The following is a 13,731-nucleotide window of genomic DNA, read 5'->3' as shown; positions in this document are numbered from 1 at the left end:
CCGACTTCCTCGGCGCTTTCCAGGTTTCCGCTTTCGCGTTTCCCTTTCCGGCGGTCCCGACTCTATCAGCGGTTTTCCTTCTCCCTGACCACTCGCCGTATTACCGAAAAGGCGTACGAAAAGAGGGGTGGGTTCAAGATCGATACTGAAGAGGAGGGTTCCCGTCCTTCGGCCGTTCGCGAAAAGTTCACACGAGGCGTCCTGGCGGGAGTCACGACAGTACAGCTCTGGGGGTGCCCAAGCAAATCGATTCAGGCGTATGGTCTAGTCCACCGGTCTAGTCCACTAGTCTCCGTGCCGAAGGGCCAGCCCGGATCGGGATCAACATCGGGCGAACCCGAACATCTTGTGCCATATCCTTCTGAAGAGTACGCCGTTCGCGACAGGTAGTGACGGCGACACGAAGAGCCCCACCCCTGGGAGGCCCCCATGACCAGCGTGACGTCCCCACTTGCCGGGCGCGCCATCGGACTCGCGGCAGTGCCCGATCCGGTGTTCTCCGGCGCAATGGTGGGACCGGGCACCGCCATCGATCCCGTGCGTGAGCCTTCGGAGGCGGTGTCCCCCGTCGACGGTGTGATCGTCTCCCTGCACCCGCACGCGTACGTCGTCGTGGACAGCGAGGGCCACGGTGTACTCACGCACCTCGGGATCGACACGGTTCAGCTCAACGGCGAGGGCTTCGAGCTCCTCGTGAACAAGGGCGACACCGTGACCCGCGGCCAGGCCGTCATCCGCTGGAACCCCGCTGCGGTCGAGGAGGCCGGTAAGTCGCCGGTCTGCCCCGTCGTGGCGCTCGAGGCGACGGCCGACTCCCTCTCCGACGTCGTCGAGTCCGGCGACGTAAAGGCTGACGACGCTCTCTTCAGCTGGCAGTGACGCGTCCGCCTGTACTGGCGAGTCGGACATCCACCGCGGCGGGCTCGGCCCGCCGCTCAATCGGAGACGGGTGAAATGGAGACAACGCTGCGAGGCGTCGGCGTGAGCCACGGGGTGGCGATCGGCGAGGTGCGGCACATGGGCACGGCGGTTCTGGAACCGCCGGCCAGGCAGATCACCGCGGACGAGGCGGCGCGCGAACAGGGGCGCGCCCGTCAGGCCGTGAGTGCCGTGGCGGCCGATCTGATCGCTCGTGGCCAGCTGGCCGGTGGCGAGGCCCAGCACGTGCTCGAGGCCCAGGCGATGATCGCCGAGGACCCCGAGCTGATGGCGGATGTCGACCGGCGGATCGCCGTCGGCAGCACCGCCGAGCGCGGTGTGTACGACGCGTTCGCCGCGTACCGCGACCTGCTCGCGGGGGCCGGCGAGTACATGGCCGGCCGCGTGGCCGACCTGGACGATGTGCGCAACCGCATCGTGGCGCGGCTGCTGGGTGTGCCGATGCCGGGTGTGCCCGACAGTGACGAGCCGTACGTACTGATCGCGCGGGACCTGGCTCCCGCCGATACGGCTCTGCTCGACCCCGCGCTCGTCCTCGGCTTCGTGACCGAGGAGGGCGGGCCGACCAGCCACAGCGCGATTCTCGCGCGGGCGCTGGGCGTGCCGGCGATCGTGGCGCTGCCGGGTGCCGGTGAGATCGCCGAGGGCACGATGATCGCGGTGGACGGCAGCACGGGTGACCTGTTCGTGGACCCCTCGCCGGAGAAGCGGGCCGAGCTGGAGGCCGCGGCCGCCGAGCGCAGGGCGGCTCTGGCCGCCTCGTCCGGTCCGGGTGCGACGTCCGACGGTCACAAGGTGCCGCTGCTGGCCAATGTGGGCGGTCCTGCGGACGTGCCGGCCGCCGTCGAGGCCGGGGCGGAGGGTGTGGGTCTGTTCCGCACCGAGTTCCTCTTCCTGGACGACAGCAAGAAGGCGCCGTCCGAGGAGAAGCAGGTCGACTCGTACCGCAAGGTGCTCGAAGCCTTCCCCGAGGGCCGGGTGGTCGTGCGGGTGCTGGATGCCGGCGCGGACAAGCCGCTGGACTTCCTGACCCCGGGCGACGAGCCCAACCCGGCACTGGGTGTGCGCGGGCTGCGCTCGCTGCTGGACCACCCGGAGGTGCTGCGTACGCAGCTCACCGCCCTGGCCAAGGCTGCCGAGGGGCTGCCGGTCCACCTCGAGGTCATGGCTCCGATGGTCGCCGACCGCATCGACGCCAAGGCGTTCGCGGACGCCTGCCGGGAGGCGGGGCTGAAGGCGAAGTTCGGCGCGATGGTGGAGATCCCCTCCGCCGCGCTGCGGGCACGTTCGATCCTCCAGGAAGTCGAGTTCCTGTCGCTGGGCACGAATGATCTGGCCCAGTACGCCTTCGCCGCCGACCGCCAGGTCGGCGCCGTGTCCCGGCTCCAGGACCCGTGGCAGCCGGCGCTGCTCGACCTGGTCGCCCTGTCGGCGGATGCCGCCAGGGCGGAGGGCAAGAGCTGTGGTGTCTGTGGCGAGGCTGCCTCCGACCCGCTGCTGGCCTGTGTGCTGACCGGTCTGGGTGTCACCTCTCTTTCGATGGGTGCCGCTTCGATTCCTTATGTGCGGGCGACGCTCGCCAAGTACACGCTGGCCCAGTGCGAGCGGGCGGCCGCGGCCGCCCGTGCGGCGGACACGGCCGAAGAGGCCCGTGTGGCCGCGCAGGCGGTGCTGTCCGGCGAGTAGCCGGAGGGCGTGGTGTTGTTCCGAGGGGCCTTCGCCGGTGGCGAGGGCCCCTCGGTCCGTCCCGGACCGGTCAGTGGTGGGGTCCTGGTGCGTCGACCTCGTACCCCGGGCAGTACTCGACGCCCGATTCGGGGGCGACGGGGTCCCCGGTGTCGGCGTCGGTGCAGTAGGCGTTGAAGACGGCCGCGGCCGAGAGGGCGGTGAGCCGGCCGCGGTCCAGGCGCCAGCCGTGGACCCGGTCCCCCCGGCCCTCGGCGCTACTGCGCACCACCAGTCCCCCGGGGCCGCCGAGGGCGAGCCCGGCGGCGAGGACCGTCACGAAGTCGAGGCCCTCCCGGCCCTCGACCCGCGGCGGGGTGTCCGGGTCGTCGGTGGTGTCGGCGTGCAGGACGGCGACGAGCTGCTGTGCCTCGGTCGGGACGCTGCAGACGAAGTGGTGGTGGCCCGGTCCGGCGCCGGCCACGAGCCGTTTGAGCGCGTCGGTGGCGCGCTCGAAAGAGGCCCGGCCGATGTCCTCGCCGCAGTCCGCGCAGCGGCCGACCTCGGCGAGGAGGCCGGTGGCGTATTCCCAGGTGGCCTGGCGGACGGCCTCGTCGACGAGAAGCGGGACGAGCTCGTCGATGGGCTGGCCGCTGTACGGGAGGACAGCGCCGCTGCCGGCCAGCTCGGCGGTGAAGCGGGCGCGGGTTTCGGCGGTGTCCGGGTCGAGGCCGTTCTCCCCGCAGTACTCGGCGTACTCGTCCGGGTCGAAGAGGGCCACAGTGGTGTGAATGCCCTGGGCCGCGAGGGACCGGAGCAGGCCGTCCACGTGGTGAAGGTAGTCCCGGTGGTCGTCGAAGGTGAAGCTGCGGTAGCCGCGCATGGCCGCGAAGTCTCCGGCGTCGGCCAGCAGGCCGACGGTGCCGGGGACCTCGCGGCGCAGCGTGCGGCGCCGGTCGGTGGTGCGGGTCCGGTGCGTACCGGTGTCGTTCGTCCTGCGTGGCATGGCTCCCCCTGAGTGCCGCAATCACTTGCTCACTCAGAGTAATCAACGCCACTGACAATGACCTCAGCCGCGGGTGCGGGCCAGCTCCTCGTAGAAGTGGAGGAGCTCGATGTTGTCGACGGAGCCCGCGTTGACCGCCTTGGCCAGGGGGGCACCCTGCAGGAGGCGCTTGACCGGGACCTCGATGCGCTTGCCGGTGAGGGTGTGCGGGATGGCCGGGACCTCGATGATCTCGTCTGGGACATGGCGCGGGGAGAGTTCCTCGCGGATCGTCGCCTTGATCCGGGCGCGCAGGTCGTCGTCGAGGGCCGCGCCGGGGGCGAGGTGGACGAAGAGCGGCATCCAGTAGCCGCCGTTCGGCTCCTCCAGGCCGATGACGAGGGATTCCTTGATCTCGGGGAGCCGTTCGACGGCCTCGTAGATGTCGGCGGAGCCCATCCGGACGCCCTGCCGGTTGAGCGTGGAGTCGGATCGGCCGTGGATGATCACCGAGCCGTGGTCGGTGAGGGTGATCCAGTCCCCGTGGCGCCAGACGCCGGGGAACATCTCGAAGTAGCTGTCGCGGTAGCGGCTGCCGTCGGGGTCGTTCCAGAAGTGGATCGGCATCGACGGCATGGGGTTGGCGACGACGAGCTCGCCGACCTCGCCGGTGACCGGCTTGCCGGAGGGGTCCCAGGCCTGGAGGTCGGTACCGAGGCAGGCGGCCTGGAGTTCGCCGATGTGCACGGGGAGGGTGGGGACGGCGCCGGCGAAGCAGCTGCACACGTCGGTGCCGCCGCTGACGGAGGCGATCCAGAGGTCCTCGGCCACCTCGTCGTGGAGCCAGCGGAAGCCGTCGGGCGGGAGCGGGGAGCCGGTGGTGGCCACGCACTTCACGGCGGAGAGGTCGAAGTCTCGGCCCGGGTGGACCTCGGCCTTGCGGCAGGCCATGACGTAGGCGGCGGAGGTGCCGTAGAGGGTGGCGCCGGTGCGCTCGGCGATGCGCCACTGGGCGCCCGTGTCGGGGTAGCCGGGGCTGCCGTCGTAGAGCACGACGGTCGTGCCCGTGAGCAGTCCGGAGACGAGGAAGTTCCACATCATCCAGCCCGTGGAGGTGTACCAGAAGAACCGGTCCTCCGGGCCGAGGTCGCAGTGCAGGCCGAGCTGCTTGAGGTGTTCGAGGAGGATGCCGCCCTGCGACTGGACGATGGCCTTGGGGAGACCGGTGGTACCGGAGGAGTACAGCACCCAGAGCGGGTGGTCGAAGGGGACCGCCTCGAAGACGGGCTCGTTGTCGCCCGAGGTCAGGGCGGACCAGTCGAGGGCGCCTTCGGGGGCGGGGGTGCCGAGGAGCGGGATGTGGACGACGGCGCGCAGGGAGGGGAGCTCCGCACGGAGCTCGGCGACGGTGTCGCGGCGGTCGTGCTCCTTGCCGCCGTACCGGTAGCCGTCGACGGTGAACAGGACGACGGGCTCGACCTGCTGGAAGCGGTCGAGGACGCTGCGGGCTCCGAAGTCGGGGGCGCAGGAGGTCCAGACACCGCCGACGGCGGCGGTGGCGAGGAGCGCGACGGCGGCCTCTGGGATGTTGGGGAGGTAGCCGCTGATCCGGTCGCCCGGGCGCACGCCCAGGGCGCGCAGCTCGGCCGCGAGCGACCCGACCTGGCGGCGGAGCTCGGCCCAGGTGACGGGGACGGGCTCGTGGGTCTCGTCCACGTACAGCAGGGCGGGGTCACCGGCGCGCGCCGGGTCCTCGGCGGCGCGCAGCGCGTGCTCGGCGTAGTTGAGGGTGGCTCCGGTGAACCACTGGGCCCCGGGCATGGAGCGGTCGGCGAGGACGGCCTCGTACGGGGTGGTGAAGCGGACGTCGAACCATTCGGCGACGGCCTGCCAGAAGGTGTCGAGCTCGTCGACGGACCAGCGGTGCAGGGCGGGGTAGCCGCCCTCGGCGGGGGCCCCGAAGCGCGTTGCGGCCCATGCCTGGAAGGCGGTGATACGGGCCGCGGCGATCCGGTCGGGGCCCGGCGCCCAGAGGGGTTCCGGCTGCGTGGCTGAGGTCATGGGTCGGCTCCCGGTCAAGTCTGCGGCTCGCGCTTCGTGTGCGTACGGTGCCACCGCGCGGGGGTGGTGGGCGCGGCGGCTCACAGGGACCATGCCATGTGATCGCCCCCTGCACCAGGGTCGACCTGGCGGGTCGGGTGATCGGCACGGGGTGCCGCTGCCGGGTGAACGGAAGTTGAACGCCGTCCCCTCGGCCGGGGGCCGGTGGCAGGGTGAGCGGCATGGACGGTCGTGATCTGGTACGTGCGGTGAAGGACTTGGGTACGGAGCGCGGTCGGCGCGCCTGGCGCGCGGCCTGGCGCCATCGGCGCGCGGATGCGGTGGGGCTCCCGCGCCGGGGCGCGGAGCGGGCGCGCGTGCCGGGTCTGCTGACCGGCACGGAGGCCCGGCCGGGCGGGGGCGTGCTGCGGTTCGCGCGTTCGGAGCTGCTGGTACGCGTCATGGTGGGCGGCGCGGTGTTCTGGAGCTGGGACGGGGCCGGGCCGACGCCCTCGTACGCGGTGGTGGGCGACGGCCCCGAGCCGGATCCGCGGGCGGTGCTGGAGGCGGACACCGAGGGCGGCTGGCGGGTGGTGTCGGAGCGGGTGACGGTGGCGGTGTCCCGGCACGGGGCGGTGGAGGTGCGCACGCCGGGCGGGGCGGTGCTGCGGCGCGAGTCGCCGCCGCGGTGGTGGGAGCCGGTGGATCCGCGGATGGGCGGGGCGCGGTGGCTGCAACGCAGCGAGGTGCCGGCGGACGCGCGGTTCTTCGGGCTGGGCGGGCGGGCCTCGGGGCCGCGGCTGCGGGACGGCGCGTACCGGCTGTGGAACACGGATCCGAAGGGGGGCTTCGGCCCGGGGGTCGATCCGCTGTACCTGACGATGCCGGTGCAGATGGTGGTCTCGGACGCGGGGACGCATCTGGCGTTCCACGACAATCCGTGGGACGGCCGGGTGGTGCTGCGCGAGGGCGAGGAGGGCGCCGGCTCGGGGGTGGACCGGCCGGGGGCGAGTGAGCTGCGGATGGAGGGCGGGCCGCTGCGGTGCTGGGTGCTGGTGGGGACGCCGGCGCGGGTGCTGCAGGGGTGGTCGGGGCTGACGGGGGCGGCCGCGGTGCCGCCGGAGTGGGCGCTCGGGTACCAGCACGCGCGGTGGGGGTTCGGGAGCGCGGAGGAGGTACGGCGGGTGGTCGCGGGGTACGCGTCGCGCGGGCTCGCGCTGTCGGCCGTGCACCTGGACATCGACCACTACGACGGGCACCGGGTGTTCACGGTGGACGAGGAGCGGTTCCCCGATCTGCCCGGACTGGCGCGGGAGTTGCGGGAGCTCGGGGTGCGGCTGGTGTCGATCGTGGACCCGGCGGTGAAGGTGGGCGACGGGGTGCACGCGTCGGGGCTGGCGGTGGGGACGGGCGGCGCCTTCGTGCGGGACGCGCGGGGCGAGGAGGTGCGCGGCGAGGTGTGGCCGGGTGAGTGCGCGTACCCGGACTTCACGGATCCGGCGGTGCGCGCGTGGTGGGGCGGGCTGTACGAGGAGCGGCTCGCGCAGGGCTTCGCCGGTTTCTGGCACGACATGAACGAGCCGGTGTCCTTCGCACCGTTCGGGGACAACACCTTGCCGAGGTCGGCGCGGCACGCATTGGACGGGGCGGGCGGTGACCACCGTGAGGGGCACAACGTGTACGCGCTGGGGATGGCGCGGGCGGGGTGGGAGGGACTGGTGCGACTGCGGCCGGCCGAGCGGCCGTTCCTGTTCTCCCGGTCGGGGTGGGCGGGGATGCAGCGGTACGGGGGCACGTGGTCGGGGGACGTGGAGTCCAGCTGGGAGGGGCTGCGGGCCTCGCTGGCGCTGGTGTTGGGGCTCGGGCTGTGCGGGGTGCCGTACTCGGGCCCGGACGTCGGCGGGTTCGGGGGTTCCCCGTCGCCGGAGTTGTACGTGCGGTGGCTGCAATTGGGGGCCTACCTGCCGCTGTTCCGGACCCACTCGGCGATCTGGGCGGGGCGGCGGGAGCCGTGGGAGTTCGGGCCGGAGGTGGCGGAGCAGGCCGCGGCGGTGATGGCGGAACGGGAGCGGCTGCGGCCCTACTTCGTGACGCTGGCCCATCTGGCGCGGCGGACGGGCGCCCCGTACGTGCGGCCGGTGTGGTGGGGGACGCCGGAGGAGCGGAAGCTGCGGGACTGCGAGGACGCGTTTCTGCTGGGCGACGCGCTGCTGGTGGCGCCGGTGCTGGAGTGCGGGGCGGACCGGCGGGCGGTGCGGCTGCCGCGGGGCCGGTGGTACGACACCGCGACCGGGGTGGCGTACGAGGGTCCGGGCCAGATCCTGCTGGACGCTCCGCAGGGCCGGATCCCGGTGCTGGCACGGGCGGGGTCCGTGCTGCCGGTGCGCTCCGCCTCCGGCGACGGCCCTGAGCTGGAGGTGTGGGCGCCGGCGCGGGGGCGTACGGGGGGCGGGGTGGTGATCCGGGATCCGGGGCCGGGCTTCGCGGCGGGCGAGGTGGAGCGGTACACGGTGCGGTGGGCGGGGGACGCGGTGGTGGTGGAGGACGAGGCGGGAAGGCCGGTGGAGGGGATCACCGTACGGGGGATGTAGCCCCGACCCATTAATGCAACCATCGGTTGCACATGAGCCGGAGGTGGGCTAGCGTTATACGCAACCAAAGGTTGCGAAAGATGGAGACGGCCATGGAGTACGGGAGCATCGAGCGCGAGCTGCACATCGACGCATCGCCCGAGGTGGTGTTCGAGGTACTCAGCAGCCCCGAGCACATCCGGGACTGGTGGAGCGCCGAGACCGCCTTCGAGCCGACCGCCGGTGCGACGGGCCGCCTCACGTGGACGGACGAAGACACCGGCCGGCACGACTCCGCCCCGTTCACGGTGGTGGCGGCCGACCCGCCACGGCTGTTCTCGTTCCGCTGGACCTACGACGAGAAGGAAACGGATCCGGAGGCGGCGGGTCCGGGCAACTCGCTCCTGGTGACCTTCGAACTCGTTCCCGAGGGCGCGGGAACCACGGTCCGCTTCGTCGAGAGCGGCTACCGCGAGCGGGGCTGGGAGGCCGCCGTGCTCGAAGCCCACTACAACGACCACCGGCAGGGCTGGGACTTCTACCTGCCGCGCCTGGTCGCGACCGCCGACCGGCTGGCGGCAACGCGATGAACACCGCCGTCGACGACGACCTCTGGTCCGCGATGGGCGACCCGACCCGGCGCCGCATGATCGACCTGCTGCTGGCCGACGGCCAGGGGACCGCGACGACGCTCAGTGCGCACCTGCCGGTGACCCGGCAGGCCGTGACCAAGCACCTGGCCGTGCTCGACCGGGTGGGACTCGTACGGTCGGCACCGTCGGGGCGGGAGAAGCACTACCGGGTGGACGAGGCGCAGCTGGCCCGCGCCGTGGCCCAGCTGAACTCCGTCGGCGAGATGTGGGATGCCCGCCTGCGGCGCATCAAGAGCCTCGCCGAGGCGATCCAACGAGACAGGAACACGGACAAGCGACCCGAGAAGCAAACCGGGAAGCAACCGGAGAAGTAGGGAGAGCGAGATGGTGGACATCCTGCACCGGGTGGGAATCAGGACAACCCCGGAGAAGGTCTACGAGGCGCTCACCACGGTCGAGGGTCTGGCCGCGTGGTGGACGACCGACACGAGCGGGAGCGGCGACGACGTCCTCGAGTTCCGCTTCGGCGACGTCGGCGGCTTCGACATGAAGGTTCTCGACCTGCGGCCGAACGCGCGGGTGCGGTGGGAGGTGATCGACGGTCCGGCCGAGTGGATCGGGACCACGGTGGACTTCGAACTGTCCCAGGACGGCGAGTGGGCGATCCTCCTGTTCACGCACGCGGGCTGGCGCGAACCGGTCGAGTTCATGAACCACTGCAGCACCAAGTGGGCGATCTTCCTGATGAGCCTGAAGTCCCTGGTCGAGACGGGTGCCGGTGCTCCGCACCCGCACGACGTACAGATCAGCAACTGGCACTGAGCACCCGGGAGGCCGGACGCCGCGAGTCCGGCACACCGCGCCCGGGCCGGCACCAGCCGGCCCGGGCATGCGGCGACGGGCTCACGCGTACGCGCCCGCGAACCAGGACGCCGCCGCCCGGGTGTGGAGGGGGAAGGCCAGGTCCGACGGGGTGCGCAGGATGTGCCAGCCCGTGGTCTCGTCCGTCGGCTTCGACGCGGGCAGGTCGGCGGCCGGGCGGGCCGGGAGGAGGCCGAAGAGGAGGAGGTGGCCCGCCGGGGAGCTGAGGGCGTCGGCCAGCGTGACCTCCGAGGCCGGGGCGTCGATGCCGGTCTCCTCGCGGAGTTCGCGCACGACGGCGTCGTGCCAGTCCTCGCCGAAGTCGATGAACCCGCCCGGCAGGGCGATGCCGCCGAGGGCCGGTTCGATGGTGCGGGTGATGACGACGAGGCCGGTGCCGTCCGCGTCCTCGACGGGGAGGAGGGTGACGGCCACCGGCAGCGGATTGCGGTAGGCGGTCGCTCCGCAGGCCGCGCAGGTGCGGGGCCAGGCGGGGGTGGAGTACGGCGCTCCGCAGGTGGAGCAGTGCGAGTCCTTCAGGTGTGCCGGCATCCGGCGATGGTATGCCAAGGGGTGTGCGGGTGACGGCTGTTGCCGGACCACCCCGGGGCCGCCGCGGGACGGCCCCGGACGGCCCGGGGCTGCCCCGCGGCTCTGTCGTCTCCGTGCGGCCGTGAGTACCGTGCCCGCATGACATTCAGCTCGTACGAGGAGTTCTGGCCGTACTACGTCGCGATGCATTCGCGCGCCGCCACCCGCTGGATCCATCTCACCGGCACGCTCACCGGTCTGGCCCTGACGGTGTACGGGGTGGCGCGCGGCCGCAGGCGCTACCTCGCCGCCCTTCCCCTGATCGGGTACGGGACCGCCTGGCCGGCGCACTTCCTGATCGAGGGGAACAACCCGGCCACCTTCGGACATCCGGCGTGGTCGCTGCGCGGGGACGCGCAGATGATCGGGATGATGCTGGCCGGGCGCGACGCGGAGTTGGCGGAGATCGCGCAGAAGTGGCTTGCCGAGAACCCGTGCCAGGGCTGCCCGCCCGTGGGAGACTCCTGAGGTCCAGATACCTGACGATCCGTCAGGTCACTGACCAGGGAGGGGCATCGTGGCACGCACACGCACACCCGTCGTGAGCGGGTGGTTCACCGAGGACGGGCCGGACGGCGGTGGATTCCGGCTGCTCGGCACCCGGTGCTCGGCCTGCACCGCCGTGTTCTTCCCGCGCGCGGACGCCTACTGCCGCAATCCGCACTGCCCCGGTGGCGGCGAACTCGCCGAGGTTCCCCTCTCCCCCCGCGGCCGGGTCTGGTCCTACACCGACGGGCGCTACCGGCCGCCGGCTCCGTACGTGTCCGACCCGGCCGCGCCCTGGGATCCGTACACGCTGGTCGCGGTGGAGCTGGAGGCCGAGGGGATGGTGGTGCTGGGGCAGGCCGCACCCGGGGTGCGGGTGGCCGATCTCGCGGTCGGGATGGAGGTCGAGGTGGTCGGGGGCGTGCTGAACGAGGACGCCGGGACCGCCTGGACCACCTGGCACTTCCGGCCGGTGGGGGGCGCGGAGTGAGCGCCTCCAGCGCGGACATCGCCGTCCTCGGGGCCGGCATGCACCCCTGGGGCAAATGGGGCCGCAGCTTCGTCGAGTACGGACGGACCGCCGCGCGCGCGGCGCTGGCCGACGCCGGCCTGGACTGGACGGACGTGCAGTCGATCGTCGGCGCCGACACCGTCCGCTCCGGGTACCCGGGTTACGTGGCCGGTGCCACCTTCGCCCAGGCCCTCGGCTGGCAGGGCGCGCGGGTGACCAGCGTGTACGCCGCCTGTGCGTCCGGCGCCCAGGCCATCGGGGCGGCCCGCGCGCAGATCCTTGCGGGCCTGGCCGACGTGGTCCTCGTGGTCGGGGCGGACGCCGCGCCCAAGGGGTTCTTCGCACCGGCGGGCGGGGACCGGCCCGACGATCCGGACTGGCTGCGGTTCCGCGTGCTGGGCGCCACCAACCCGGCGTACTTCGCGCTCTACGCCCGGCGCCGGATGGCCCTGCACGGGGACACCCTGGAGGACTTCGCCCGGGTCAAGGTGAAGAACGCGGCGGCCGGGCTGCTAAATCCGCACGCCCGCTACCGCAAGGAGGTCACGGCGGAAGAGGTCGCGGCCTCGGCGGTGGTCGCCGATCCGCTCCGGCTGCTCGACATCTGCGCCACCTCCGACGGGGGCGCGGCCCTGGTGCTCACCAGCATGGACTTCGCGCGGGCGCGCGGGGTGGCCGATCCGGTGCGGATCCGGGCCGTCTCGACGGTGACGCCCACGTATCCGCGGACGGTGCTGGACCTGCCCGACATCGCCACCGACTCGTCGGCGGCCGTCGCGCCGGCGGCCGGGTCCTTCCGGTCCTCGATCGCCCGCGCCGCCTACGAGGAGGCGGGGCTCGGCCCGGACGACCTCTCGCTCGCCGAGGTGTACGACCTGTCCACCGCGCTCGAACTGGAGTGGTACGAGGACATCGGGCTGTGCGGGGAGGGCGAGGGCGCGAAACTCCTCCGGGAGGGAGCGACGGCTCTGGGCGGCCGCATCCCGGTCAACACCAGTGGCGGGCTGGCCTCCTTCGGGGAGGCGGTGCCGGCGCAGGCCATCGCGCAGGTGTGTGAGCTGACCTGGCAGTTGCGCGGTACGGCCGGGGACCGGCAGGTGGCCGGCGCGCGCGCCGGGATCACCGCCAATCAGGGGCTGTTCGGCCATGGCTCGGCCGTCGTCGCCGTGCGCTGAACAGCTCGTGTTGTCCGAACGCTTGACGGCCCCCGGCAGCAGGTTCACACTCGCTCCACAGTCCCGCGCCGCGACCGGGACCCGAGACCCCCCGTGAGAGCTGCGGCCCGTACCCCAGTCGGCGGGGGTACGGGCCGCCTCCATGCCGGCGGCCGCTGACGGGCCCCGTATCGGCGGCCCGGTGGCGACGGCCGGTCTGTCAGGGCCCGGCGGCAGGAACCCGGTGTCGGGCGCCCGGTGTCAGGCGCCCGCCGAGAGGCTCCGGCGCCGCTCGCGCGCCAGGGACATCGCGTGCTCCACGACCCCCACCAGCACGTCCTTCACGGACTCCCGGTCCCGGGCGTCGCACAGCAGCACCGGGACCCCGGGATCGAGGTCGAGCGCCGTCCGTACGGTCACCACGGGGTGCCGGTCGGCTCCGTCGAAGCAGTTGACCGCGACCACGAAGGGAATCGCGCGCCGTTCGAAGTAGTCGATGGCGGCGAAGCAGTCCGCGAGCCGGCGGGTGTCCGCGAGGACGACCGCGCCGAGCGAACCCTGCGCCAGCTCGTCCCACAGGAACCAGAACCGGTCCTGCCCGGGCGTGCCGAACAGGTACAGGACCAGGTCCTCGCGGAGCGTGATGCGCCCGAAGTCCATGGCCACGGTGGTGGTGCTCTTGCCCTCCACTCCCCCGGTGTCGTCGACACCGACGCCCGGCTCGGAGAGCCGTTCCTCGGTGCGCAGGGGTCTGATTTCGCTCACCGCGCTGACCAGGGTGGTTTTGCCCACCCCGAAGCCGCCCGCGACCAGGATCTTCAAGGTCAGCGGCTCGACCGGCGACACCGCGTGCATGGCACCGGTGCGGCTAAAGCGCCCGAAGGCCATCGATCACCTCACGCAGAATGGATTCATCGGGCAGTTCGGCCGGCGGTACCGGCCTGGTCACGTGGACCAGTTCCTCGTCGACCAGGTCACCGATCAGGACGCGGACGACCCCGACCGCGAGGTCGAGATCGGCTGCCAGTTCGGCGACCGACTGCGGTCGGCCCCGGCACAGCCCGAGGATGTGGGCGTGTTCCGGGGAGAGGGTCATGTCCCAGACCGGATCGTCGGCCGCCGGTTCGGCGACGACGAGCGCGATCAGGTCGAGGCGGTGCTGGCCCGCGTGGCTGGTCCGGCCGCGGGTCATGGCGTACGGACGGACGACGGGACCCGCGTCGTCGTCGAACCAGTGCGCGTGGTCGGGGTCCGGGTAGGACGCGTCGTCGTAGGACGGGTCGTCCGAGAAGCCGGCGGTAAGGTCGGCGGGGTGGTCCTGGCCTGAATCGCTCAT

General features: G+C 72.5%; 14 protein-coding genes. 9 read left to right on the top strand and 5 right to left on the bottom strand.

Annotation, left to right across the window (positions count from 1 at the left end; all coding sequences use genetic code 11):
• Nucleotides 1–429: 429 nt before the first annotated feature.
• Together OG373_RS31965 and ptsP are read left to right on the top strand one after the other, a co-directional pair.
• On the top strand, nt 430–879 hold the full coding sequence (locus OG373_RS31965; RefSeq protein WP_398679661.1) for a PTS glucose transporter subunit IIA: 450 nt from the start codon (nt 430–432) through the stop codon (nt 877–879).
• A gap of 75 nt (nt 880–954) precedes the next feature.
• On the top strand, nt 955–2,625 hold the full coding sequence (gene ptsP / locus OG373_RS31960) for a phosphoenolpyruvate--protein phosphotransferase (RefSeq protein WP_405441842.1): 1,671 nt from the start codon (nt 955–957) through the stop codon (nt 2,623–2,625).
• A 70-nt stretch (nt 2,626–2,695) separates the two neighbouring features.
• On the opposite strand, the gene OG373_RS31955 is transcribed toward ptsP, so the two are convergent.
• Nucleotides 2,696–3,610, bottom strand: coding sequence for a hypothetical protein (locus OG373_RS31955; RefSeq protein WP_405441841.1), 915 nt, complete (start codon nt 3,608–3,610; stop codon nt 2,696–2,698).
• A gap of 63 nt (nt 3,611–3,673) precedes the next feature.
• Nucleotides 3,674–5,650, bottom strand: coding sequence for an acetoacetate--CoA ligase (locus OG373_RS31950; protein ID WP_405441840.1), 1,977 nt, complete (start codon nt 5,648–5,650; stop codon nt 3,674–3,676).
• 221 nt (nt 5,651–5,871) lie between these two features.
• Between OG373_RS31950 and OG373_RS31945 the strand changes: the two genes are divergently transcribed.
• The 4 genes from OG373_RS31945 to OG373_RS31930 all read left to right on the top strand — a co-directional run bounded on the left by OG373_RS31945 (nt 5,872) and on the right by OG373_RS31930 (nt 9,614).
• A complete protein-coding gene (locus OG373_RS31945) occupies nt 5,872–8,220 on the top strand; it encodes a TIM-barrel domain-containing protein (protein ID WP_405441839.1) in 2,349 nt (782 codons plus the stop codon).
• Nucleotides 8,221–8,300: 80 nt separating this feature from the next.
• Nucleotides 8,301–8,789 carry an SRPBCC domain-containing protein gene (locus OG373_RS31940; protein WP_405441838.1) on the top strand — a complete coding sequence of 163 codons (489 nt, stop codon included), beginning with the start codon at nt 8,301–8,303 and terminating at the stop codon, nt 8,787–8,789.
• Nucleotides 8,786–9,166 (top strand): ArsR/SmtB family transcription factor, encoded by a 381-nt coding sequence (locus tag OG373_RS31935; RefSeq protein ID WP_405441837.1) that lies wholly within the window; start codon nt 8,786–8,788, stop codon nt 9,164–9,166. The genes OG373_RS31940 and OG373_RS31935 overlap by 4 nt, the downstream gene beginning before the upstream one ends.
• Nucleotides 9,167–9,176: 10 nt before the next feature.
• Nucleotides 9,177–9,614, top strand: a complete 438-nt coding sequence (locus OG373_RS31930; protein WP_405441835.1) for an SRPBCC domain-containing protein — start codon at nt 9,177–9,179, stop codon at nt 9,612–9,614.
• Between the two features lie 81 nt (nt 9,615–9,695).
• On the opposite strand, the gene OG373_RS31925 is transcribed toward OG373_RS31930, so the two are convergent.
• The gene (locus tag OG373_RS31925) at nt 9,696–10,205 is read right to left on the bottom strand and encodes an NUDIX domain-containing protein (protein WP_405441834.1); all 510 of its coding nucleotides are present in this window, start codon (nt 10,203–10,205) and stop codon (nt 9,696–9,698) included.
• A gap of 138 nt (nt 10,206–10,343) precedes the next feature.
• Between OG373_RS31925 and OG373_RS31920 the strand changes: the two genes are divergently transcribed.
• From OG373_RS31920 to OG373_RS31910, 3 genes are read left to right on the top strand one after another with little or no spacing between them, the layout of a single operon-like run.
• Complete coding sequence (locus OG373_RS31920; protein WP_405441833.1) at nt 10,344–10,712, top strand: Mpo1-like protein; 369 nt, start codon at nt 10,344–10,346, stop codon at nt 10,710–10,712.
• A gap of 49 nt (nt 10,713–10,761) precedes the next feature.
• The gene (locus tag OG373_RS31915; RefSeq protein WP_405441832.1) at nt 10,762–11,220 is read left to right on the top strand and encodes a Zn-ribbon domain-containing OB-fold protein; all 459 of its coding nucleotides are present in this window, start codon (nt 10,762–10,764) and stop codon (nt 11,218–11,220) included.
• Nucleotides 11,217–12,416 (top strand): lipid-transfer protein, encoded by a 1,200-nt coding sequence (locus OG373_RS31910; RefSeq protein WP_405441831.1) that lies wholly within the window; start codon nt 11,217–11,219, stop codon nt 12,414–12,416. Before OG373_RS31915 ends, OG373_RS31910 begins: the two co-directional genes overlap by 4 nt.
• A gap of 240 nt (nt 12,417–12,656) precedes the next feature.
• On the opposite strand, the gene OG373_RS31905 is transcribed toward OG373_RS31910, so the two are convergent.
• On the bottom strand, nt 12,657–13,283 hold the full coding sequence (locus OG373_RS31905; protein WP_030016310.1) for an ATP/GTP-binding protein: 627 nt from the start codon (nt 13,281–13,283) through the stop codon (nt 12,657–12,659).
• Nucleotides 13,264–13,731, bottom strand: coding sequence for a DUF742 domain-containing protein (locus tag OG373_RS31900; RefSeq protein ID WP_405441829.1), 468 nt, complete (start codon nt 13,729–13,731; stop codon nt 13,264–13,266). The genes OG373_RS31905 and OG373_RS31900 overlap by 20 nt, the downstream gene beginning before the upstream one ends.

It is taken from the genome of Streptomyces avidinii (assembly GCF_045161815.1).
Classification (GTDB): domain Bacteria; phylum Actinomycetota; class Actinomycetes; order Streptomycetales; family Streptomycetaceae; genus Streptomyces; species Streptomyces avidinii.
Note: the sequence above shows the minus strand (reverse complement) of the source record. Positions and strands in the feature narration are given on the sequence as shown.